Below are 22,402 nucleotides of genomic sequence, written 5' to 3'. Positions count from 1 at the left end.
ATCCATTTTGATTTCGCTCCGCCGTGCCCGCAGCGGCAAGGCAACAGCAACATCAAAATGGATTCCGGCTTGCGCCGGAATGACGGTGTGGGGGCATTCGAAGCCGCGCGAACCCGGCTCCCGCCTTCTTTCCCGTGCTTCCGCCGCCAACGCTCCCAGCGCCCATCGTCATGGCGCGGTCCTACAATAGGCCCACGCCCCACAGCCGGACCCGTGCACCCGATGAAAAAGACCACCCTCCCCGTCGCCCTGATCCAGGACCGCGACCACGGCTCGCGCGAGGCCAATCTGGCCAACATCGAGCAGCGCGTCGGCGAGGCCGCCCAGCAGGGCGCCAAGCTGGTGCTGCTGCAGGAACTGCACAACGGCCCGTACTTCTGCCAGCACGAATCGGTCAGCGAGTTCGACCTGGCCGAAACCATTCCCGGCCCGAGTACCGAGCGCCTCGGCGCGCTGGCCAAGCAGCACGGCATAGTCCTGGTCAGCTCGCTGTTCGAGCGCCGCGCGGCCGGGCTGTACCACAACACCGCGGTGGTCTATGAGACCGACGGTTCCATCGCCGGCAAGTACCGCAAGATGCACATCCCGGACGATCCGGGGTTCTACGAGAAGTTCTACTTCACCCCGGGCGACATCGGTTTCGAGCCGATCCAGACCTCGGTCGGGCGCCTGGGCGTGCTGGTGTGCTGGGACCAGTGGTATCCCGAAGGCGCGCGGTTGATGGCGCTGGCCGGCGCGGAGCTGCTGCTGTACCCGACCGCGATCGGCTGGGATCCCGACGACGCCCAGGACGAGAAGGACCGCCAGCGCAACGCCTGGATCCTGAGCCACCGCGGCCACGCGGTCGCCAACGGCTTGCCGGTGCTGAGCGTCAATCGCGTCGGGTTCGAGGCCTCGCCGCTCGGCGCCTCGGGCATCCAGTTCTGGGGTTCCAGCCACGTGCTCGGCCCGCAGGGCGAGTACCTGGCCGAGGCCAAGACCGCCGAGCCGGAAATCGTGATGGCCGAGGTCGACCTGGGCCGCAGCGAACACGTGCGGCGGATCTGGCCGTTCCTGCGCGACCGCCGCATCGACGCCTACGCCGACCTGCTCAAGCGCTACCGCGACTGATGCCGGCGCCCGCGCCCGCGCTGCGCCTGCGCGCGGCGGTCGAGTCCGACCTGGACGCGATCGCCGCGCTGTACGCGCGCGAGGTGCGCGAGGGCGTGGCGACTTACGAATACGACGTGCCCGACCGGGCCGAGATGCGCCGGCGCTGGCACGCGATCGCCGACGCCGGTTATCCGTACCTGATCGCCGAACTGATCGAGGACGGCGCCGCGCGTTTCGCCGGCTACGCCTACGCCAGCGCGTACCGCACCCGCATCGGCTATCGCTGGACGGTGGAGAACTCGGTCTACGTCGAACCCGACTGCCACGGCCGCGGCATCGGCGGCGCGCTGATGCGGCGGTTGATCGAGGACTGCGCGGCGCTCGGCTTCCGCCAGATGGTCGCGGTGATCGGCGACGGCAGCAACGCCGCTTCGGTGGCGCTGCACGAGCGGCTCGGTTTCAAGCTCGCCGGCGTGTTCCCGGGCCTGGGGCGCAAGCACGGGCGCTGGCTGGACACGGTGCAGATGGTGCTGCCGCTGGGCGACGGCAATCTCGGCGAGCCGGACCCGGACGTCCCCGGCCTCAAATAGGCCTCGCTTCCTCGTGTAGGAGCGGCGCAAGCCGCGACCGCGACACCCCGACTACGACGCAAGCCGCCACCGTGCGGCGCGGGCTGCCGTTGCCCGGATCGGGCACGACGGCCTGCAACGCGGTCTGCGCCGGCGCATGGTTGGCGCGGTCGCGGCTTGCGCCGCTCCTACAGGGGGCGATCGGGGCGGCGTAGGAGGGGCGTTTTTGCGTTGGGCGCGGCGCGGGCGCGAAAAACACAATTTGAAACCCCGAATTCCGCAATTTGAGTCAACAGTGCGGGATGCCGGCGCGCGCTGTCGCGGTGCCGGCCGGTGCAGGGAGCGGCCGACGGACGGCTCCATTAAAACGAACGGACGTGCTATTTTGCGCCCTATGTCCACCCTGACCGCCACCAACAAAGGCGCCGCCACCCGCGAAGCCATCCTCGACCAGGCCTACGGCATCGCCTGCTCGGCCGGCCTGGAAGGGCTGTCGATCGGGCCGCTGGCGGCCGCGGTGGGCATGTCCAAGAGCGGCGTGTTCGCCCACTTCGGCTCGCGCGAAGACTTGCAGCTGGCGGTGCTGGACAAGGCCGGCGAGCGCTTCGTCGCCTACGTCCTGCTGCCGGCGTTGCAGCAGCCGCGCGGGCTGGTGCGGCTGCGCGCCATCGTCGATGCTTGGTTCGACTGGTCGCGCCACACCGACGGCGGCTGCGTGCTGCTCGGTGCGGTCAGCGAATACGACGACCGCCCCGGCGCGCTGCGCGATTGGGTGGTCGAGCAGCAAAAGCGCTGGCGCCAGGTGCTGGCCCAGGCCGTGCAGTTGTGCGTGGACACCGGCGAGCTCGGCGCCGAGACCGATACCGAGCAACTGGCGTTCGAAATCTACGGCACCGCGCTGATCGTGCATCACGACGCCGGCCTGTTCGGTTTCGACGCCGCCGTCGCGCGCGGCCGCCGCGCGCTCGAGCGCCTGTTGCGCTCGTATGCCGCCCCGCGTGCGCCCGCCGTCGTCGCGGTTCCTTCCCTAGCCTGATCGCCTACCCCACGAGGCCCGTCATGTCCGTTCCTGCCGCCAGAATTAGCACGACCGTTCGTAACGTCTTTCGTTTATACGGCCTGCGCCTGGGCTTCGCCGTCGGCGCCTGGTTCGCGCCGGAGGCGACCATGCGCCGCGCCGCCGACCTGTTCTGCACCCCGTTCGCTTCCAGCCGCCGTCGCGCGCTGGCCGCGCCGACCGCGGACGCGCGCGAGGAAACCCTGCACGTCGACGGCCATGCCATCGCCTGCTACGTGTGGGGCGATCCGCGCCGCCAGCCGTATGTGCTGTTCGCCCACGGCTGGTCCAGCCACGGCACCCGCGTGGCCAAGTGGCTGCCGGCGCTGCGCGCGGCCGGTTATGCGGTGGTCGCGTTCGATCAGCTCGCGCATGGGCGCAGCGAAGGCCGGCTGGCCACCCTGCCCGACTTCACCCGCCACCTGCACGCGGTCGGCACGCATTACGGGCCGGCGGCGGCGGCGATCGGGCATTCGCTCGGCGGCGCGGCGACCTTGCTGGCGATGGCGCGCGGGCTGCGCGCCGAGCGCGCGGTGCTGATCGCGCCGGCGGCCGATCCGGTCGCCGCGGTCAAGCGTTTCGCCCGCTTCCTGTGGGTCGGCGAAGACCTGTGCCGGCGCATGTTCGCCTACTTCGAAGCGCGCATCGGCATCAGTTTCGATTCGCAGCAGGCGCACCGCAACGCGCCGAGCATCGCCCAGCCGGCGTTGATCGTGCACGACCTGGGCGATCGCGAAGTGCCCTGGGCCGAAGGCGAGCGCTATGCGCGCTACTGGCCGGATTCGCGCCTGCTGACCACCCAGGGGCTGGGCCACAACCGCATCGCCGACGATCAGACGGTGATCGCGGCGACGCTGCGCTTCCTGCGCGGCGAAGCGGTCGGCGACAAGATCGTGTCGAGCGCGAACCTGCCTTACGGGATGGCCTGAGCGCGGCGCGGGCCTGACGCGGGTGATTGCGGCCCGCGGCGGCGTGCGCGTCGTGGGCCGGTGCGCACGGCCTGTACTCCGTGGCGGCTGCGTTCCGACTCAGGAAGATCGCTGAATCCGAGCAAGCGCGAACCGGTCCGGCCGGAGCTCACCCCTCCCGCTTCGGCCGGACCGTTCGCCTCTCGGGCGATGCGGGCCGCCGTCTTGGCCGACGTTGCGGCCCGCCGTGCGCCAGGGCGGCCCTGGCGCAGACTCGCTGCGGCTTCAGGCCGCCATATCCGCCGCCTCGGCGTCGGGATACGGCTGGCGCCAGGCCGGCAGCGCCTCGATCCGCGCATACCACTCGGTCAGGCGCGGGCAGCCGTCGAGCGGCAACTGCGCGGCGTCCTTCCACGGCAGCATCGTCGCGGCGGCGAAGTCGGCGACGCTGAGCGTGTCGCCGAGCAGGTAACGCCGGCCCTCCAAGTGCGCATCCAGCACCTGGGCGAAACGGCGGAAGTGCTTGTCCGCCGCCTCGATCGCGGCCGGATCCGGCGCGCCGAACCCGAACGCGGCCTTGACGATGCGTTCGAAGAACAGCGCACCGCCGTGGTGGTTGAAGTGCGCCGCGCTCCAATGCACCCAGCGCAGCAGTTCGACCTGCGCCGACGGCGTCGACGGCCACAGGTCCGAGCCCGACTGTTGCGCCAGGTAGGCCATGATCGCCGGCGATTCCCACAGCACGGTGCCGCCGTCGACCAGGGTCGGCACCTTGCCGTTGGGGTTGAGCGCCAGATAGTCGGGGCGGCGGTGCTCGCCGAGCTTGAGGTCGATGCGCACGAACTCGACCGGTGCGCCGAGGTGGCGCGCGGCGGCGCAGGCGGTGCGCGCGTTGGGGGATTCGAAGTAATACAGCTGCATGGGCTTCATGGCGGTTTCCAGGTGGCGGGGGATGTCGCGCCGCCGATTCTGCGAGCCGGGTAAATATGTTCAAGAACATATTTAAAATCGTGCTAAACCCATCTCAGCCCGCCCTCACCCGCCCCGCGGCCGCCGCCATGCCCTACACCAGCGAACACAAAGCCCAGACCCGCGCGCGCATCGTCTCCACCGCGCGCAGGCTGTTCACCCGCCGCGGCTTCGCCGAGGTGTCGATCGACGAGATCATGGCCGAGGCCGGCCTGACCCGCGGCGGCTTCTACAACCACTTCAAGCGCAAGCAGGACCTGTACGCCGAGGCGGTCGAGCACATCCTGACCGCGATGCCCGACGGCGGCTGCGAGACCGATCCGCCGGCGGCCGCGCGGCTGGCGCGCGAGTACCTGTCCGATCGCCACGTCGCCGATTTCGACTATCCCTGCCCGTTGGTCGCGTTCTCCTCCGAGGTCGGGCGCGGCGACGACTGCGTCAAGCGCGCCTACACCCAGGTGCTCGACAGCCTGATCGCGATGATGCAGCGCTCGCTCGGCCCCGGCCGCGAGGCGCGCGAGCGCGCGGTGGCGATGGCGACGCTGTGCGTCGGCGGCACCATGCTCGCGCGCGCCATCGACGACGCCGAATTGGGCAAAGAGATCCGCCGCACCGCGCTCGACCAGGTGCTGGCCCTGACCGACGCCATCGCGACGCCCGCGCCGGCCCCGCCGCGGGCGCGGACGCGCCGGGCGCGCAGCTAGCCGCACCGGCGCCGGCGCCGGTTTGCCGCCCCCTGCCGCAGCCTCTATGCTGCGGGACTTTCTGTGCTCCGGCACAGCCGCCGCGAGCCCGCCACCCAGCGCATGAACTCACCTTCGATCGTCCCCGACGGCCTGCAAGGCCAACCGCACGCCATCGTCGAACGCGACGGCGTCCGCTACACCCTGCTGGGCACCGCACACGTGTCCCAGGCCAGCGTCGAGGCGGTGCGCGACGCGGTCGGCAGCGGCCGCTTCGATGCGGTCGCGGTCGAACTGGACGCGCAGCGCCTGCAGGCGCTGACCGATCCGGACGCGCTGGCGCGGCTGGATCTGATCCAGGTGATCCGCTCGGGCAAGACCGCGCTGTTCGCCGCCAACCTGGCCCTGGCCGCGTACCAGCGCCGGCTCGCCGAACAGCTCGGCATCGAGCCCGGCGCCGAGCTCAAGCGCGCGGTGGTCGAGGCGCGCGAACGCGAGCTGCCGGTGCACCTGATCGACCGCGAGGTCGGCCTGACCTTCAGACGCGCCTCGCAGCAACTGGGCTTCTGGGGCCGGACCAAGCTCGGCGTCGGCCTGGTCACCAGCCTGTTCGCCGCCGACGAGGTCGGCGAGGAAGAGATCGAGAAGCTCAAGCAGGGCGACATGCTCGAATCGAGCTTCGGCGAGTTCGCCAAGGAAAGCCCGCAGTTGTACGAGACCGTGATCGCCGAGCGCGACCGCTACATGGCCGCGCGCCTGCGCGAAACCGTGGGCGAATCGCGCGAGGTGCTGGCGGTGGTCGGCGCCGGCCATCTGCAAGGCCTGGCCAAGCACCTGCGCGAGGACCAGGGCGACCCGGTCGCGCAGCGCACCGAGCTGGAACAGATCAAGACCAAGAGCAAGGTGCCGTGGGTGATGATCGCGATCACCGGGCTGATCCTGGCCGGCATCGCCTGGGGCTTTTGGAAAGGCGGCGCGGCGATGGGCGCGGACCTGCTGCTGCAGTGGGTCATGTACACCGGCGGCCTGGCCGCGCTGGGCTGCCTGCTCGCCGGCGGGCATCCGCTGAGCATCATCACCGCGGCGCTGGTGGCGCCGCTCAAGCCGTTCCGTCCCGGCGTGCCGGCCGGCGCGGTCAGCGCGCTGGTGGAAGTGCACCGGCGCAAGCCGGCCTACGGCGACTTCATGGCCCTGCGCGACGATGCGCAGACCGTGCGCGGCTGGTACCGCAACCGGGTCGCGCGCGTGGTGCTCAATTTCATGCTGACCAACATCGGCACCGGCATCGGCGTGTGGCTGGCGGGGTTCCGCATCGCCAGCAAGCTGGTGGGCTGACGCGGGACGCGGGGCGCTGGCGGCGCAGGTTTCGGACAACGGCGCCGCGTTTGCGGCGCCGTTTTCGTTTGCGCCGGGGCGAAGCCGTGCGGGAAGCCGTGCCGGTTGCGGCATCGTCTTGTTCTCGCGCCCGTTCGCGTGGCCTGCCCGCCTCGATCGAGTTGCGCCGTAAGCGCCGTGTCGCGGTCGCGGCTTGCGCCGCTCCTACAGTCGGCGCCCGAACCTTCGCAAAAACGGTTTGCTCCCTGTAGGAGCGGCGCAAGCCGCGACCGCGGGGCAACAGATCGCGCCGCAAGCGCGATGCCGCAGCCGCCACACGCACCTTCGCAAAAACAGATTGCTCCCTGTAGGAGCGGCGCAAGCCGCGACCGCGGAGCGGCAGGTCGCGCCGCAAGCGCGGTGCCGCAGCCGCCACACGCACCTTCGCAAAAACGGTTTGCTTCCTGTAGGAGCGGCGCGAGCCGCGACCGCGGGACGGCAGGTTGCGTCGTAAGCGAAGTGTCGCGGTCGCGGCTTGCGCCGCTCCTACAGGGGGCGGTTCGCCCCCGTCTCTCAGGCCTACGCCGCCGCCTCACCCTTCGCCGCCACGCCGCGCGCGCGCCGCACCAGCGCGGCGCTGCCGTCGCGCATGTCGTCGAGGATGGCGTAGATGGTCGGCAGGAACAGCAGGCTGACCACGGTCGAGAACGCCAGGCCGCCGGCCACCGCGCGCGCCATCGGCGAATAGGCCAGGCCGCCGAGCACCACGGTGTCGCTGAGCGAGATCGGGATCATCGCCAGGATCGCCGTGCCCATGGTCATCATGATCGGCCGCAAGCGCTCGCGGCTGCCTTCCACCAGCGCCTCGTTGCGGCTCAGGCCGCGCCGGCGCAGGTTGTTGATGTGCTCGACCATGACGATGCCGTTGTTCACCACCACCCCCATCAGCACCAGGATGCCGATGAAGGCCATCACCGTGAACGAGCTGCCGGTGATCCAGAACAGCCAGAACACGCCGAAGATCGAGAACACCACGCAGCTCATGATCGCCGCCGGGAACAGCAGCGACTCGAACACCGCCGCCATCACCACGTAGATCATCACCAGGGCGATGATGAGGTTGAACATCATCTGCTTGCCGGCATCGTCGTCGCGCTCGAACGAGCTGCCGTCGAAGCTGTAGTTGTAGCCGGCCGGGAACGCCACGGTCTTGAGCGTTTCCTCCATCGCCTTGCGCGCCTCGGGCGTGGTCGCCTTGCCGTTGAGGCTGGCCTGGATGGTCAGCGTGGTCTGGCGGTTGTTGCGGTTGATCTGGCTCGCGGTCGGCCGCACCGCCACGTCGACCATCGCCAGCAGCGGCACGCTGCGGCCGTCGGCGGCGCGCACGGTGAACTCCGACAGGTTCTCGATGCCGTAGTTCTCCGCGCCGGCGAAGCGCGCCCACACCGGCACTTCGGTCTCGCCGCGCTGGAAGTCGCGCAACTGCGCGCCGCGCAGGGCCAGGCCGACGAAGCGCGAGACTTCCTCGACGCTGAAGCCGAACGAGGCGGCGCGCTCGCGGTCCACGCGCACGTTGAGCTCGGTGTTGCGGTCGCCGATGTCCACGCGCACATCGCGCAGTTCCTTGCGCCGGGCCAGGATCGGCACGATGTCGCCGGCCAGCTCGCTCAGGGTCTCGGTCGAGTCGCCGACCAACTGCACCTGCACGCTCTTGCCGCCGTTCTGGCCGCCGCCCTCGTCCTGGCCCATGCTGATCTCGGCCTTGGCCGACTTCGGCAGCGCCTTGGAGATCGCATCGACCAGCGGCTTGGTGTTCTCCACCTCGTTCTCGTGGAACTGCAAGCGGGTGCCGGCGTCGCCGCCGCCCTGCGTGCTGAAGAACGAATAGATCTGCTTGAGGTGGTACTGCTTGCGGCGCGCTTCCAGGAACTTCTCGACCTTGAGGATTTCCTCCGACATCTGCTCGCGGGTGTAGCTGCCCTTCCAGTGGTACTGGATGAAGGCCTCCTTGCCGCCCTCGTTGCCGAACATGTCGAACTTGGTCTGGGTCGCCGGGAACACGCTGACCAGCACCACCAGGATGATGCCGATGACGCTGGCGCCGCGGTGTTCCAAAGTCCAGCGCAGGAAGCGCGCGTAGGAGCGCTGCAGGCGCGCGATCAGGCCGCGGTCGCTGGCCACCGCCGGCGGGGTCTTGAGCCGCGCGGAGATCATCGGGATCAGGCTCACCGCGACCAGCCACGAGGCCAGCAGCGACACCGAGATGGTGATGGCGATCTGCGACATGAAGATGCTGATGTCGTTGGTCTCGCCGAGCAGGTTGGGCAGGAACACGATGCAGTGGCACAAGGTGCCGGCCGACAGCGCGATGGCGACGTGGCGGGTGCCGACGATCGAGGCCAGCTCCGGCTGATCGGGCATCTTCTCGCGTTCCTGGTAGATGCTCTCCACCACCACCACCGCGTTGTCCACCAGCATGCCCACCGCCAGCAGCAAGCCCATCAGCGACAGCACGTTGAGGGTCACGCCGACGAAGTGCATGAAGCCCAGGGTCATCACGAAGCAGATCGGAATGGCCAGGGTCACCATCAGCGTCGAAGGCCAATGGCGCAGGAAGAAGTACAGCACCGCGATCGACAGCAGCAGGCCGATCGCGCCGGCCTCGGCCAGTTCCAGCAGCGAGCTGGTCACGTCCTCGCCCTGGTTGCGCACCACCTTGATCTCGATGTTGCGCAGCTCCGGCTGGGCGCGGATCGCCTCGACCTCGGCCAGGGCCAGGCGCGAGACCTCGACCAGGTTGGCGCTGCGCTCCTTGAAGATGTCCAGGCCGATCGCCGGGCGCCCGTCCAGGCGCCGCCCGGTTTCCAGCCGCGCCGCCTTCAGCCGCACATCGGCGATGTCGCGCAGCTTCAGGCCGGTGTTGTTGATGCTGACGTTGCGGAACTGCTCCAGGTCGACCACCTGGCCGATCGGCTGCACCCGCAGGCGGCGGCCGCCGTCCTCGATCTCGCCGGCGGAAATGGAGAAGTTCAGCGCCTGCAGGCGCTTGGTCAGGGTATTGAGATCGACGTCGTGGGCGACCATGCGGTCGGGCAGGATTGCGATCTCGACCTCGTTGGGCGCGGCGCCGCCGATCTCGACCTTGGCCACGCCCGGGATGCGTTCGAGCCGGCGCTTGAACTCGCGGTCGATCAAATCGTAGGAATGGCTCAGGTCCATGTCGCCGGCCAGACGCACCTGCAAGATGGCCTGGTCGGCGCTGGACCACTTGAACACGAAGTAGCGCTGGAAGCCGTCGGGCAGGTCGTCGACGATCGCGTCGATGCGCTCGCGCGCCTCGGACGCGGCGATGGCGATGTCGCGGTCCCAGTCCTTGAACTCCATCTGGATCGTGGCCGCGTCGGAACTGGCGGTGCCGTGCAGGCGCTTGATCCCGGTCATCGTCGCCAGCGCCTCTTCGGCCGGGCGCAGGATGGTGCGTTCGACTTCCTCCGGGGTGGAGCCGTCGTAAGGCAGCTGCACCAGCAGGAACGGCGCGGTGATGTCCGGCAGCGACTCCAACGGCAGCCGCACGGCCGCGATCAGGCCGATCACGAACATCGACACGAACAACATGATGGTCGTGATCGGCCGCTTGATGCTGATCTCGGCGACGCCGCTCATGTCAGTGCGCCCCGGTCAGCGGATCGTTGTCGTGGCCCAGCGTTTGCGCCACGGCCGCATCACGGCGGCGGGCCTTGCGCACCCGTTCGCGGTAATAGGCGTCGCCGCGGCGGTCGAGCAGGTCGTACACCACCGGGATCACCACCAGGGTCAGCAGGGTCGACACCAGCAGGCCGCCGATCACCGTGATTGCCATCGGCGAGCGCACCTCGGCGCCTTCGCCGGTGGCGATGGCCAGCGGCAGGAAGCCGAACAAGGTGCACAGCGTGGTCATGATGATCGGGCGCAGGCGCGAGCGCGCGCCTTCGATCAACGCCTCGCGCTTGGCCACGCCGTGCTCGCGCAACTGGTTGACCTTGTCGATCAGGATGATCGCGTTCTTGACCACCAGGCCGACCAGCAGGATCAGGCCGATGAACACCACCACCGAGATCGTCGAATTGGTCAGCAGCAGCGCCAGCACCGCGCCGACCAGGGCCAGCGGGATGGTGAACAAGATCACGAACGGATGCAGCAAGGATTCGAACTGCGAGGCCATCACCAGGTAGACCAGGAAGATCGCCAAGCCGAACGCGAACAGCAGCGAATTGATCGACTGCTGCAGCTCCTCGCCCTGCCCGCCGATGTGCATGCGCACCTCCGGGCTCAGCGGCTGCTCGCGCACCATCTTGCCGACCTCGGCGATGGCGCCGCCCAGGTCGATGTCGCGCAGGTTCGAAGAGACGATGGCCACGCGCACCTGATCGGCGCGGTGGATCTCGCTCGGGCCGGTGGTGGCGACGACTTCGGCCACCGATTCCAGCGTCACCGGGCGGTTGCTGCCGGGGTTGACGATCAGCCGGCGGATGCTCTCGATCGAAGCGCGATCGGCCTGGCGCGCGCGCACCAGCACGTCGATCTTGCGGTCGCGGAAGCTGTAGCGGGTGGCGACGTCGCCGCGCACCTTCTTCACCACCACATCGGCGATGTCGCGCGTGGCCAGGCCGAGCGCGCCGGCGCGGTCCTGGTCGAAGCGGATCTGGATCTCGGGGAAGCCCTGCTCCACCGTGGATTTGACGTCGGCGAAGTGCGGGTTGCCGCGCAGCAGCTTGGCCATGTGCTGGCCGGCGCGCTGAATGGTTTCCAGGTCCTGCCCGCGCAACTCGATTTCCAGCGGCGTGGAGAAGCTGAAAAGCTGCGGGCGGGCGAAGTCGACCTGGGCACCCGGATGCGCGCGCATGGTCTGGCGCAGGCGTTCGGTTTCCTGCGCCTCGACCTGCTTGCTGCCGCCGTCGGCCATCACCACGGTGACCTTGCCGATGTTCTCGCCGCTCTCGGTCGGGTTCGCGTCCAGCCGCGTGCCGCTGCCGCTGACGCCGAACCAGGCGCGGATGCCGGGATCCTTCTCGTGCTTGGTCTGGATCTCGCGCACCAAGGCATCGGTCTCGCGCAACGGCGTGCCCGGCGGCAGCTTGACGGTCATGTCGAAGCGGTCCTGGGCCAGCTGCGGGATCAAGTCCGCGCCCAGCAGCGGCACTGCCGCCAGGGTGGCGAGGAAGGCCGCGCCGGCCAGGGTCAGCACCAGCGCGCGGTGCGCCATCGCCGCCGGCAACAGCTTGAGATAACCGCGTTCGGCGCGGCCGTACGGCGACATGGCGATGTCGCTGGCCTTGCCCATGATCGGGCCGACCACCGCGCCGAGCAGGCGCCAGCCGCGCACGATCGCCCAGGCGATGCCGAAGAACAGCGAGCGCACGGCGATGCCGATGCCGCGCGGAATCCACGCCAGCGCGCGCAGCGCCGGATTCTTCGGCTCCCAGCGCGGCTGCGGCGGTTCTTCCTGGAAGCTCAGCGCCGGCCGCCCGCGCAGCGCGCTGAGCATCGGGATCAGAGTCATCGACACGATCAGCGAGATGCCGATGGCCAGCGCCACGGTCAGCGCCTGGTCGCGGAACAACTGCCCGGCGATGCCTTCGACGAACACCAGCGGCAGGAACACCGCGATGGTGGTCAGGGTCGAGGCCACCACCGCCATGCTGACCTCGCGGGTGCCGACCACGGCCGCTTCCAGAATCCCCAGGCCGCGCTCGCGCGCCTTGGCGATGGATTCCAGCACCACGATGGAATCGTCCACGACCAGGCCGGTGGCCAGCGCCAGGCCGCCCAGCGACATCACGTTGAGGCTCAGGCCGAGCCGGTCCATGAAGAAGAACGTGGCGATGATCGACACCGGCAGCGACAGGCCGATCACGAACGTGCTCCAGCCGTCGCGCAGGAACAGGAAGATGATCAGGATCGCCAGCAGGCCGCCGATCACCGCATCCTTCTTGACGTCGGCGATGGCGTGGCGGATGAACTGCGACTGGTCGTCGATGGTGGTCAGCTCGACGTCCGGCGGGATCTGCGACTTGATCTGGGTCAGCCGCGCCTGCACCGCGTCGGCGGTGGCTACGGTATTGGCGTCGCCTTCCTTATAGATCGCCAGCTCCACCGCCTCCTTGCCGCCCAGGCGGATGATCGACTCGCGCTCCTTGTAGCCCTGGCGCACCTCAGCGATGTCCTTCAGCCGCACCGGCTTGCCGCCGGCGGCGACCGCCTGGTCGCCGGAGTTGGCGCTTTCCACCGACGCCGCCGCGGCCATCGCGTCGGCCGAGCCGGAGGCCGCGGCCACCCGCGCCATCTGCGCGGCGGCCTCGGCCGCGGCGTTGCCGCCGGCCTTCTGCGTGGTCACCAGCATCTCGCGGATTTCCGGCACGGTCGCGAACTCGTTGACCGTGCGCACCAGATAGCGCTGCTGCCCTTCTTCCAGGCGGCCGCCGGAGACGTTGACGTTCTCGGCCTTGAGCCGCTGGATGACGGTATCGATCGGCAGGTTGAGCTGGGAGATCTTCTGCTGGTCGATGTCGACCTGGATCTCGTCCTCCAGGCCGCCGCCGACCTTGACCGCGGCGACGCCGTCGACCGGCTCGAGCTTCTTCTTCAGATCGTCGTCGGCGTAGCGGCGCAGCGCGGTCAGCTGGCGGATCGCCTCGCTGTCGCTGGCCTTCTCGCCGCCCTTGGTCGACAGGGCGATGCGCAGGATCGGCTCGGTCGAGGGATTGAAGCGCAGCAGCACCGGCTTCTTGGCCTCCAGCGGCAGTTGCACGACTTCCATCTTGTCGCGCACCTCCAGGCTGGCCTGGTCCATGTCGGTGCCCCAGGCGAACTCCAGCACCACGTCGCTCTGGCCGGTGCGCGAGACCGACTTGAGCTTGCGCAGGCCCTTGACCACGCCGACCGCTTCTTCCAGCGGCTCGCTGATCAGGGTCTCGATCTCGGTCGGCGCAGCGCCGGTGTATTCGGTGCGCACGGTCAGCGTGGGATAGCTGAGGTCGGGCAGCAGATTGACCTTCAGACTGTTCAGCGCGATCAGGCCGAACAACAGGAAGGTGATGGTGACCATCGCCACGGTGACGCGGCGGCGGGTGGAAAACTCCACCAGATTGAAGGACGTCGCGTCCGGAAGCTGAGCCACAGCCGGTCCCCAGTGTTCGATACGGCAAATGTCGATATGGATCGGGCGCGGCGCGGCCTAGGCCGCAGCGCGACGCGGCGGCGCGCGCCGCCGTTCGCCCCGTGCGCGGCGCCGGCGTGCGGCGCCGCTGCGCGGGCTCAGCGCCCGGCGCGGCTTATTGCTTGTTCGGCGACGCGGCCGCAGCCGGCGCGGCGGCGCTGGCGACCTGCTTGGCGTTGATCGCCAGCACCTCGCTGCCTTCGCGCAGCGCGGTCTTGCCGGCCACCACCACCTGCTCGCCCGGCTTCACCCCGGCGCGCACCTCGGCCCAGGAGCCGTCCAGGTAGCCCAGCTTGACCGGCGTGCGCGCGACCTTATTGCCGCGCACCACGAACACCGCCGGGTCGCCCTCGTCGTCCAGCAGCGCCGCGCGCGGCACCACCAGCGCGTCGGCGCGGCTGTCGTAATCGATGCGCAGGCGGCCGAACATGCCCGGCTGCAGCACGCCGCCGCCTTCGAACGAGCAGATCACCCGGAAGGTGCCGCTGCCCGAGTCCACCACCGGGGCGATGCGGTCGACCTTGCCGGCGAAGCTCTTGCCGGGCATCGCGTCGACGCTCATCTGCACCGGCTGGCCGGCCTTGAGCGTGGCCAGTTCGCGTTCGGGCACGTTGAGTACGGCTTCCAGGTGCGAGGTGTCGACGATGCGGATGATCGGCGAGTTGATCTGGACGAAGTTGCCGGGCTTGATCGAGCGCGAGGCGATGACGCCGGAGATCGGCGCTTCGACCTTGGCGTAGGACAGTTCCAGCATCGCCAGGCGGTTGGCCGCGCGCGCATTTTCCATGTCGTAGCGCAGTTGGTCGTTGTCGTTGGCGCTGAGCAGGCGCTGCTCGGCCAACTGGCGCGAGCGGGCGTAGTTGGCCTCGAGCTTGCGCAAGGTCGCGCCGGTCTGCGCGGCCTGCTGCTCGGCGCGGGCCGAGTCCAGCCGCACCAGCACCTGCCCGGCCTTGACCGGCTGGCCTTCCACGACCATCACCTCCAGCGCCACGCCGGAGGTCTTGGCCACCACCTGAGATTCGGCGCGCGCCTCCAGCGGCGCGGTGCCGGTGTAGCTGGCCGCGATCGCGCGCCGCCCCGCCACCGCCACTTCCACCGGCACGGCGTCCGATGCCTTGTCCTTGCTTTCCTTAGCCTGCGCCTCGGCGGCGCCAGCGCCGCCCTTGCAGGCCGACAAGCCCAGCGCGCAGGCCAGCGCCAGTGCGGCGACCGCTGCCGTGACGCGCACCGCCGGACCGCCCTCGCGGTTGTTGGTGAGTTGACGCATTCGAGACGACCCCAAGAAAAAGTACTAGAAAATTCGTCGGTTACCGGTCGTATGCCGGTGTTGTATATAGGTATATCACCGACCCGGCGAGGCAACATCCGCCGAAGGTCATGATGACTGGAGCCACGGATCGGTTCTGAGGCAAGGTACGCGCAAGCCTGCTGTGCAAGCCGCGCGTTTGGCCGCGTTCGCCGTCGTGCTCCGGCCCCTGTCCCGGGCGGACGCCGGCGCGAATCCGCGACCGGCGTCAGTATGGATGCATCCACGGACCGCTTCGTTGCAATCGCCGTGCCGGCTATACTCGCCGACTTGTGCGCGGTCTTGGCCGCGCGGAGCCAGCCACCACCTTTCGCTAGCCACTCGAGATTGCGGATTACGACATGATGCGACCGCTGACGATCGCCTGCTGCTTCGCCCTGACCCTCGCCGCCGCGACCGCGGCCGCGCAGGACCCCGCCAAGACTCCGGCCGCCGCCGCGCCCGCCGCCACTGCGGCGGCGGCGCCCGCCGCCGCGCCGGCCGCTGCCGTCGGCAACGCGCAGACGGGCCGTCAGCTCACTTACACCTGCCAGGGCTGCCACGGCGTCACCGGCTACAAGAACGCGTATCCGAACTACCACGTTCCCAAGATCGTCGGCCAATCGCCGGAGTACCTGGTCAACGCGCTGAGCGAATACAAGAAGGGCGCGCGCAAGCACCCGACGATGCAGGCCCAGGCGCAGAGCTTCTCGGACCAGGACATCGCCGACATCGCCGCCTTCCTTTCCAGCGCCAAGTGAGCCGCCGACCCATGACGAATCCCAGCTTCCTGCGCGGCCTCGCCATCGCCTCGCTCGCCCTCGCCCTGGCCGCCTGCTCCAACTCCGGCGACGCCCCGGCCGGCCATTCCTCGGCCGACCGCAACGACGGCCACACCGCCTCGTCCTCGGGCCTGCCGGCCGGCAACGCCGCCGCGGGCGAGAAGTTCGCCGAGACCAAGCGCCCGCCGACCAACCAGGCCTGCGTGGAATGCCACGGCGGCCCGAAAAATCGCGAGCCGAACGACTCGCTCACCCCGCGTCTGGCCGGGCAGTACCACGACTACATCGCCCACTCGCTGCAGATGTACCGCGACGGCGACCGCGAGCATTCGCTGATGTCGAATCAGGCCAAGGACTTGACCGACCAGCAGATCGCCGATGTGGCGGCCTATTTCAACTCGATCGACAACGGCAAGCTGCGCGACCTGCACGGCATCCACTGAGCCCGCGCCGCTCGCGGCGAGCGCCCGCACGAACGGCCCGCAATCGCGGGCCGTTCGCGTTTTGGGCTTCGATGGCGCAGCGGCGTGGTGAGTTCAGGGGCCTCCCTTGGCCCGCATGACGGCAAGCAGGTGCTTGCCGCCAGGCTTCGCCGCGCGCAGGTTTCGCCGCGCCGCTCCAAGCCGTCATCCCCGCGAAAGCGGGGATCCAGAGACTTCAGAGTCATGCCGCGATAAAGCCCTGGATGCCCGCCTTCGCGGGCATGACGACAGGTAGCTTTCGCGGCGAGAAGTAGGCTTCGCGGCAAGAGGTAGGCTTCGCGGCGAAAGGTGGATTCCGCGGCGACCGGCGTTCGCAATGCTGCGTCGTACCGCGCCACCCCAAGCCGTCATCCCCGCGAGCGCGGGGGTCCAGAGACTTCAGAGTCATGCCTCGATAAAGCCCTGGATGCCCGCCTTCGCGGGCATGACGATAGGTAGGTTTCGCGGCGAGAGGCAGGTTCCGCGGCGAAAGGCGGATTCCGCGGCGACCGGCGTTCGCAATGCTGCGTCGTACCGCGTCGCCTCAAGCCGTCATCCCCGCGAAGGCGGGGATCCAGAGACTTCAAAGTCATGCCCCGATGAAGCCCTGGATGCCCGCCTTCGCGGGCATGACGATAGGCGGGTTACGCGGCAAACGGGCTTGGCCGCCCTTCCGCACGCTGCCCTTCCGCACGCCGCCCTTCCGCCCTACGCGCCCATCCCCTCAACCACCCGGCGGCGGCCGCACGCTGCCGTTGTCTTCCTGCAGGTGCGGCTTGAACGGCACCTCCGGCGGCGGCCGCGCTTCGGCCGGCTGGTCGTTGAGGTTCGGGTCGCTGATGCCGCAGCCGCCGCCCAGCATCAGCAGCGCGACCGAGCAGTTGATGCGCTTGCTGGTGCCCGGGATCGGGATCATCACGCTCTTGACGCTGCGCCGCACCCACTCGGCCAGCAGGGTTTCGTTCGGCCGCCAGTACTTGTCGAGCGTGGTCGCTTCGTAGTCGGTGGGCTTGCGCCGCAGCCAGGTGCCGGCGCGGTCGAGGTTCTTGATCTCCTCGGTGACCGTGCCCGGCGGGAACCCCGGCGAGGCCGAGCCCGGCGCGTCGGCGATGCGCACGCTGCCGTCGGGATTGAACAGGCCCGGCGCGTCGCCGGGCTTGCCGCCCGGGCGGTTGCGGGTGGAATCGCCCCAATCGTCGCCGCGCCGCGCCGTCGGCAGGCTGCCGGGCGCGGGGTTCGGCTTGGGGCCGGCGCCGGCGCTCGCCGCCGGCGGCGCCGCGGCGGTCGCGCTCGGGCCGGCCGCGGGCGCGCTCGGCGCGGCCGGGCGGGCGCTGGACGGCGACGGCGTCGCCGCGGTGGCGCTGGGCGCGGTCGAAGTCGCGGTGGCGGGCGCTGCGGGCGCCGGCGTCGCGGCGGCCGGGGCCGGGCTCGGCGCGGGCGTCGGCGGGCTCGGAATCGCGGCGACGCGCACCTGCGGCAGGTTCGAATTCAATTGCGGCGCCTCGACCGGCCGCGGCGCCGCTTCGCGCACCTGCAACTGTGGCAGTTGCGCCGGCGCGGGCACATCGCGCACCGCAACCTCGCGCGGCCGCGCCTGCACGCTCGGCAGCGCGATCTCCTGCTGCGGCGCGCGCAACGCCGGCGGCTGCACCGGCGCGGGCACGTCGACGCTGCGCAGCGGCTGCTGCGCGGCCTGGATCTGCGGCGCGCGCACGCTGTCGTCGACGCGCTTGCGCGTCGGCGGCAGCACGAACACTTGCGGCGCGTCGGGAGTTTCCTTGCTGACCATCACCGGCTGCTCGACCGTCGGCGGCGGCAGCTGCGGTTCGGGCACGTCGCGCACCGGCACATCCGGCAACTGCGCCTGCAACTGCGGCGGCGGCGGCGCGGCCACCGCGACCTGCGCTGGCGGCGAAGGCTCGGCCGGCGCGGGCTGCGACGGCGCCGGTTCGGCCGGCGGCGCCGGTTGCGGTTGATCGCTGGGTTGCTGGGAACCGCCGCCGGGCTCCTGCGGCGTGCCCTGGCCGACGTATTCGATCATCGTCACCGTGGTCTCGCCCGGCGGCGGCGGACGGGTGGCGAAGTACTGCAGGTACATCAGCCACACCAGCAGCCCGCCGAACAGCAGATGCCACAGCAGCGAGATCGCGCCCGCGCCCCAGCGCAGGCGGCGGTCTTCGGGTTCCGGCGGCAGCCACTGCTGCCGCCACAAGGTGGCGAAGGCCTGCCAGCGGTTGAGCGCCGGCGCGCGCCGCGGCGGCGCGCTCAACGGGCGCTGCGCGAACACCGCGAGCCAGGCGTCGGCGGTCGCGCCGGTGACCGCGCCGGGACGCGCGCTCTGCGCGTCCAGCCAGCCTTGCCAGGCCGACGGGTACTCGCCGGGCTCGGGCGAATCGCGGCGCAGGGTCAGCCGCAACCGTCGCTGCAGGGCTTCGATGATCGATGCGGCGGTGGGCACAGGCGGCGCCGCAGCGGGGTCAGGCCGCGCTGTCGCGCGGGATGTACGGCGCCTGGCCGGTGTCGTGGTCGGTCGCGTCGCGCACCGCGGTCACGCCCGGCACCTTGCTCATCAAGGTGGTTTCGATGCCCTGCTTGAGGGTGACGTCGGCCATGCCGCAGCCGTGGCAACCGCCGCCGAAGCGCAGCAGCACCACGCCTTCGGCGGTGACTTCCTGCACCGACACGTGGCCGCGGTGCTGGGCCAGCTGCGGGTTGATCTCGTGCTCGACGATCCAGTGCACGCGCTCGACCAGCGAGGCCGAATCGGCCGGCGCCTCGCCCTTGATCTTGGGCGCGCGGATCTGCAGCTGGCCGCCGGTGGCGCGGGTTTCGTAATCGATCTCGGCGCCGTCGAGGTACTTCACGCTGTCGGCGCGCAGCCACAAGGTGAAGCCGTCGCAATCCACCGCCCACTCGTCGCCGGCCAGGTCGGCCGGTTCGGCGAACTCCAGGCGCACGTCGGCGCGCGGCGTGCCGGGATGGACCGCCGACAGACGCACGCCCAGGCCCGGCAGGGCCTCGCGTTCGATCAGCTTGCGGAAGTGCGCCTGGGCGGATTCGGAAATATTGATCATCGGGCTATTCTAACGGGGACGGCGCGGCCGGATGTCGCGCAGCAAGCCTACGACCGCCGCGGATACGGGTCCATTCACATGGGGCCGCCGCGGCGCAGACGCAACGCCGCGGCGCCAGCGCCGGGCCGCCAGGAGCCCCCCATGAACGACCTCATTCCGCTCGACCAGGCCCATTGCGTCGCGCTGCGCGGCAGCGAGCACCGTCTCAGCGAAGCGCGCGTGCGCGAACTGCTGCTGCAGGTGCCTGGCTGGGAGCTGGCCGAGGACGGCCACGCCCTCACCAAGACTTTCCGCTTCGACGACTACTATCGGACCATGGCGTTCGTGAACGCACTGGCGTTCATGGCCCATCGCGAGGATCATCACCCCGACCTCGGCGTGCACTACGACCGCTGCGTGGTGCGCTATTCCACCCACGATGTCGGCGGGCTCAGCGAGAACGACTTCATCTGCGCGGCCAAGGCCGAAGCCCTGATTGGTTGATCACCTCATGACCCTGCATCGCCGCCTGTTCGCCGCGCCCTTCGCCCTGGCCCTGATCGCCGCCGCCAGCGGCTGCGGCCAGCGCGCCGCCGAAGAGCCGATCATCCCGTCCACGCCGCTGCGCGCGGTCGACACGCCGCCGCCGGACTATCCGCTGGAAATCGGCTGCGACCAGGTCGGCGGCAAGGTCGTGCTGCAGCTCACCGTCGGCGCCGAAGGCAAGCCGACCCGGGCCAACGTGCTGACCAGCAGCGGCGTGCCCGCGCTCGATGCGGCCGCGACCAAGGGCGTGCAGCGCTGGCGCTTCGAGGCGGCGACCCGCAACGGCAAGCCGGTGTCGACCGACATCCAGGTGCCGGTGACCTTCCACGCGCCGGCCGAGCGGCCGGAGCATTGCGGGCAGGCCGCCGGCTGACGCCGAACCGCCCGGCGCCGGGGATATCCAGATGCACCAAGACGAACTCGCCACGCTGATCCGGTGGTGCGACGAGGGCTGCGGCCATTTCGAGCTGTTGCTGCCGATGGTCGGCCAAACCGTCGCATTCACCGCGATCCCCGCCGACCGCGGCGCACCCGCCGTGACCGAGCGGATGACGCAGACGCTGCGCGAAACGCTAGCGCTCGGCCACGACGATCTGCTGAAGATCGAGGCATTGCTGTGGGAAGAATGCCGGTTCGCCTTCGAGACCGGCGATTACGGCATCGACGTGCGGCCCGAGGAAACCCGGGTGGATGCGCATCTGCGCGCGTTCGAACTGGCCGGCCCGCGCGACGCGCTGCGCAAAGCGCAGCTGTTGCAGGTCTACATCCACGACGATAGCGTCTCCCGCTTCGTCTGCCTGGAGACGGACACTGTCTCGGGAAACCGGATCTGCGTGATCATCAAGAACGGCCGCATCGTGGACTTCGACGACAGCGCCACCCTCTTGAACTGGTTCGAAAACGAAGACCGCTACGCGCACAAGCGTCGCCAGGTGATTCTGAGCGGGAACTTTGTCGCAGCCAGCGTCGAGATCGGTTCGTTCGCCACGACACCCTGACCGCCAGGCCCGCCCGGGGCCCGGCGGCGCGCTCGCCGCGCCGCTCAGCCTGCTAACCGGTCCAACACCTCGACCAACTCCGGCGCCAGCGGCGCGTTGAGCAAATACGGCTCGCGCCCGCCGTCGAGCGCGAACTCCAGGGTCGAGGCGTGCAGGAACAGCCGGCGCAGGCCGGCTTGGTCGCGCAGGCGCTTGTTCGCTTCCGGCTCGCCGTATTTGTCGTCGCCGGCGACCGGGTGGCCGATGTGCTGGGAATGCACGCGGATCTGGTGGGTGCGGCCGGTTTCGATCCGCACCTCGCAATACGACTGCCCGCCGCGGCGCTCCAGCACCTTGAAGTGGCTCAGCGACGCCTTGCCGTCGCGGTGCACCTGGACGTGGCGCTCGCCGCCCTGGCGCAGACCGATGTGCAGCGGCGCGTCGACGCTCATGGTCCCGTCGGGCATGCGCCCGGTCAGCAGCGCCAGATAACGCTTGGCGATGCCGCCCTCCTCGCGCATCAGGGCCTGCATCTCGGTCAGGGCCGAGCGCTTCTTGGCCACGATCAGCAGCCCGGAGGTGTCGCGGTCGAGCCGGTGGACCAGCTCCAGGGTCTGGTTCGGGCGCAGCGCGCGCAGGGTCTCGATCGCGCCGAAGCTGATCCCGCTGCCGCCGTGGCTGGCCACGCCGGAGGGCTTGTTCAGGGCCAGCAGGCGCGCGTCCTCGAACACGATGGAGCGCTCCATCGCGTCGAGAAAGCCCTTCGGCGGCGTCGGCTTGTCGCCGGGCTCAGTGAGACGAACCGGCGGGATGCGTACCTCGTCGCCGGCCTCGAGCTTGCGCTCGGCCTTGGCCCGGCCCCCGTTCACGCGCACCTGACCGGAGCGGACCAGCTTGTAGATCAAGGACCTGGGCGCACCTTTGAGTTGGCCGAGCAGGAAGTTGTCCAGGCGCTGGCCGTCGCGATCGTCGGGCACGCGCACGGTACGGGCGCCGGCATTGCCGGAGTTTGCTGATTGGGTCATCCCGAAGCGTTATCTGTTACACTCGCGACGCGAGATAAGGTTTTGATTTCGCTGGGAGTTGCACCCGGTCGTCCGCCTCGCGGCGGGCAACCCGGTACGGGGCCGAAAGCCCCTCCCGCGATTCCGGTCCGCGTCTAACCACTGCCCACGGGGCAGCCATGTTAGCAGCGACGGACCGGCGGAACCCGCCCTCGCCCGACGGATGACACCGTCGCGATGAACACCCGTGCGGCGCCAGAGTCCGTCCTCGAACACGAACGAGCAGACACTCGAAGCAGCCGCCGCCCGTCCCGTGCGGCGTTCGCGCCGCCGGCCCGAAAGTACGTGAAAGGTATTAAGCGCTCCCGCGGCGTGCCGTGGTGATGTAGCGCTGGTAGTGGAGGCCTCGCCGGCGCGGCGGGCGGCCCGCACCCCGCGGGCGCCGAACGCGACGGCGCGGACTCAGTTCCCAGATAGCGAAACGCCATGGCGTTCCGCGCGGTAGAG

18 protein-coding genes are annotated in these 22,402 nt (G+C 69.9%); 11 read left to right on the top strand and 7 right to left on the bottom strand.

Going from position 1 to position 22,402, the window contains the following annotated elements:
• Nucleotides 1-222 precede the first annotated feature (222 nt).
• From BLU84_RS15830 to BLU84_RS15815, 4 genes are all read left to right on the top strand, one after another.
• A complete protein-coding gene (locus tag BLU84_RS15830; protein WP_074869330.1) occupies nucleotides 223-1,110 on the top strand; it encodes a carbon-nitrogen hydrolase in 888 nt (295 codons plus the stop codon).
• Nucleotides 1,110-1,682, top strand: a complete 573-nt coding sequence (locus BLU84_RS15825) for a GNAT family N-acetyltransferase (RefSeq protein WP_074869327.1) — start codon at nucleotides 1,110-1,112, stop codon at nucleotides 1,680-1,682. Before BLU84_RS15830 ends, BLU84_RS15825 begins: the two co-directional genes overlap by 1 nt.
• A 373-nt stretch (nucleotides 1,683-2,055) precedes the next feature.
• Entirely contained in the window at nucleotides 2,056-2,697 is a 642-nt protein-coding gene (locus tag BLU84_RS15820) for a TetR/AcrR family transcriptional regulator (RefSeq protein WP_074869324.1), read from the top strand.
• Nucleotides 2,698-2,720: 23 nt separating this feature from the next.
• Complete coding sequence (locus BLU84_RS15815; RefSeq protein ID WP_074869321.1) at nucleotides 2,721-3,647, top strand: alpha/beta hydrolase; 927 nt, start codon at nucleotides 2,721-2,723, stop codon at nucleotides 3,645-3,647.
• Between the two features lie 264 nt (nucleotides 3,648-3,911).
• Here the strand turns inward: BLU84_RS15815 and BLU84_RS15810 are convergent, their stop codons facing one another.
• On the bottom strand, nucleotides 3,912-4,556 hold the full coding sequence (locus tag BLU84_RS15810) for a glutathione S-transferase family protein (RefSeq protein ID WP_233431164.1): 645 nt from the start codon (nucleotides 4,554-4,556) through the stop codon (nucleotides 3,912-3,914).
• A gap of 128 nt (nucleotides 4,557-4,684) precedes the next feature.
• Between BLU84_RS15810 and BLU84_RS15805 the strand changes: the two genes are divergently transcribed.
• A complete protein-coding gene (locus BLU84_RS15805; protein WP_074869317.1) occupies nucleotides 4,685-5,299 on the top strand; it encodes a TetR/AcrR family transcriptional regulator in 615 nt (204 codons plus the stop codon).
• 102 nt (nucleotides 5,300-5,401) lie between these two features.
• On the top strand, nucleotides 5,402-6,613 hold the full coding sequence (locus BLU84_RS15800) for a TraB/GumN family protein (RefSeq protein ID WP_074869314.1): 1,212 nt from the start codon (nucleotides 5,402-5,404) through the stop codon (nucleotides 6,611-6,613).
• Nucleotides 6,614-7,171: 558 nt separating this feature from the next.
• Here the strand turns inward: BLU84_RS15800 and BLU84_RS15795 are convergent.
• The 3 genes from BLU84_RS15795 to BLU84_RS15785 form a co-directional block, all read right to left on the bottom strand.
• Nucleotides 7,172-10,255: an efflux RND transporter permease subunit gene (locus BLU84_RS15795; protein ID WP_074869311.1), complete on the bottom strand. Its 3,084-nt coding sequence runs from the start codon at nucleotides 10,253-10,255 to the stop codon at nucleotides 7,172-7,174.
• Between the two features lies 1 nt (nucleotide 10,256).
• Nucleotides 10,257-13,769: an efflux RND transporter permease subunit gene (locus BLU84_RS15790; protein WP_074869307.1), complete on the bottom strand. Its 3,513-nt coding sequence runs from the start codon at nucleotides 13,767-13,769 to the stop codon at nucleotides 10,257-10,259.
• Between the two features lie 133 nt (nucleotides 13,770-13,902).
• Nucleotides 13,903-15,054 carry an efflux RND transporter periplasmic adaptor subunit gene (locus tag BLU84_RS15785; protein ID WP_074869304.1) on the bottom strand — a complete coding sequence of 384 codons (1,152 nt, stop codon included), beginning with the start codon at nucleotides 15,052-15,054 and terminating at the stop codon, nucleotides 13,903-13,905.
• A 383-nt stretch (nucleotides 15,055-15,437) separates the two neighbouring features.
• Between BLU84_RS15785 and BLU84_RS15780 the strand changes: the two genes are divergently transcribed.
• Together BLU84_RS15780 and BLU84_RS15775 are read left to right on the top strand one after the other, a co-directional pair.
• On the top strand, nucleotides 15,438-15,833 hold the full coding sequence (locus BLU84_RS15780) for a c-type cytochrome (protein WP_074870257.1): 396 nt from the start codon (nucleotides 15,438-15,440) through the stop codon (nucleotides 15,831-15,833).
• An 11-nt stretch (nucleotides 15,834-15,844) separates the two neighbouring features.
• Nucleotides 15,845-16,297 carry a c-type cytochrome gene (locus tag BLU84_RS15775; RefSeq protein WP_074869299.1) on the top strand — a complete coding sequence of 151 codons (453 nt, stop codon included), beginning with the start codon at nucleotides 15,845-15,847 and terminating at the stop codon, nucleotides 16,295-16,297.
• 742 nt (nucleotides 16,298-17,039) lie between these two features.
• Here BLU84_RS15775 and BLU84_RS15770 read toward each other — a convergent pair.
• Nucleotides 17,040-18,773, bottom strand: a complete 1,734-nt coding sequence (locus BLU84_RS15770; RefSeq protein WP_074869296.1) for a hypothetical protein — start codon at nucleotides 18,771-18,773, stop codon at nucleotides 17,040-17,042.
• Nucleotides 18,774-18,792: 19 nt separating this feature from the next.
• A complete protein-coding gene (locus tag BLU84_RS15765; protein ID WP_074869293.1) occupies nucleotides 18,793-19,389 on the bottom strand; it encodes an NfuA family Fe-S biogenesis protein in 597 nt (198 codons plus the stop codon).
• A gap of 141 nt (nucleotides 19,390-19,530) precedes the next feature.
• Between BLU84_RS15765 and BLU84_RS15760 the strand changes: the two genes are divergently transcribed.
• From BLU84_RS15760 to BLU84_RS15750, 3 genes are read left to right on the top strand one after another with little or no spacing between them, the layout of a single operon-like run.
• A complete protein-coding gene (locus tag BLU84_RS15760) occupies nucleotides 19,531-19,872 on the top strand; it encodes a 4a-hydroxytetrahydrobiopterin dehydratase (RefSeq protein ID WP_074869290.1) in 342 nt (113 codons plus the stop codon).
• A 7-nt stretch (nucleotides 19,873-19,879) separates the two neighbouring features.
• The gene (locus BLU84_RS15755; RefSeq protein WP_074869286.1) at nucleotides 19,880-20,287 is read left to right on the top strand and encodes an energy transducer TonB; all 408 of its coding nucleotides are present in this window, start codon (nucleotides 19,880-19,882) and stop codon (nucleotides 20,285-20,287) included.
• Nucleotides 20,288-20,318: 31 nt separating this feature from the next.
• Entirely contained in the window at nucleotides 20,319-20,912 is a 594-nt protein-coding gene (locus BLU84_RS15750) for a hypothetical protein (protein WP_074869283.1), read from the top strand.
• 44 nt (nucleotides 20,913-20,956) lie between these two features.
• Here the strand turns inward: BLU84_RS15750 and BLU84_RS15745 are convergent, their stop codons facing one another.
• Entirely contained in the window at nucleotides 20,957-21,916 is a 960-nt protein-coding gene (locus tag BLU84_RS15745) for an RluA family pseudouridine synthase (protein ID WP_074869280.1), read from the bottom strand.
• Nucleotides 21,917-22,402 lie beyond the last annotated feature (486 nt).

The sequence above is a fragment of the Lysobacter enzymogenes genome (assembly GCF_900106525.1).
Lineage (GTDB): Bacteria > Pseudomonadota > Gammaproteobacteria > Xanthomonadales > Xanthomonadaceae > Lysobacter > Lysobacter enzymogenes.
Note: the sequence above shows the minus strand (reverse complement) of the source record. Positions and strands in the feature narration are given on the sequence as shown.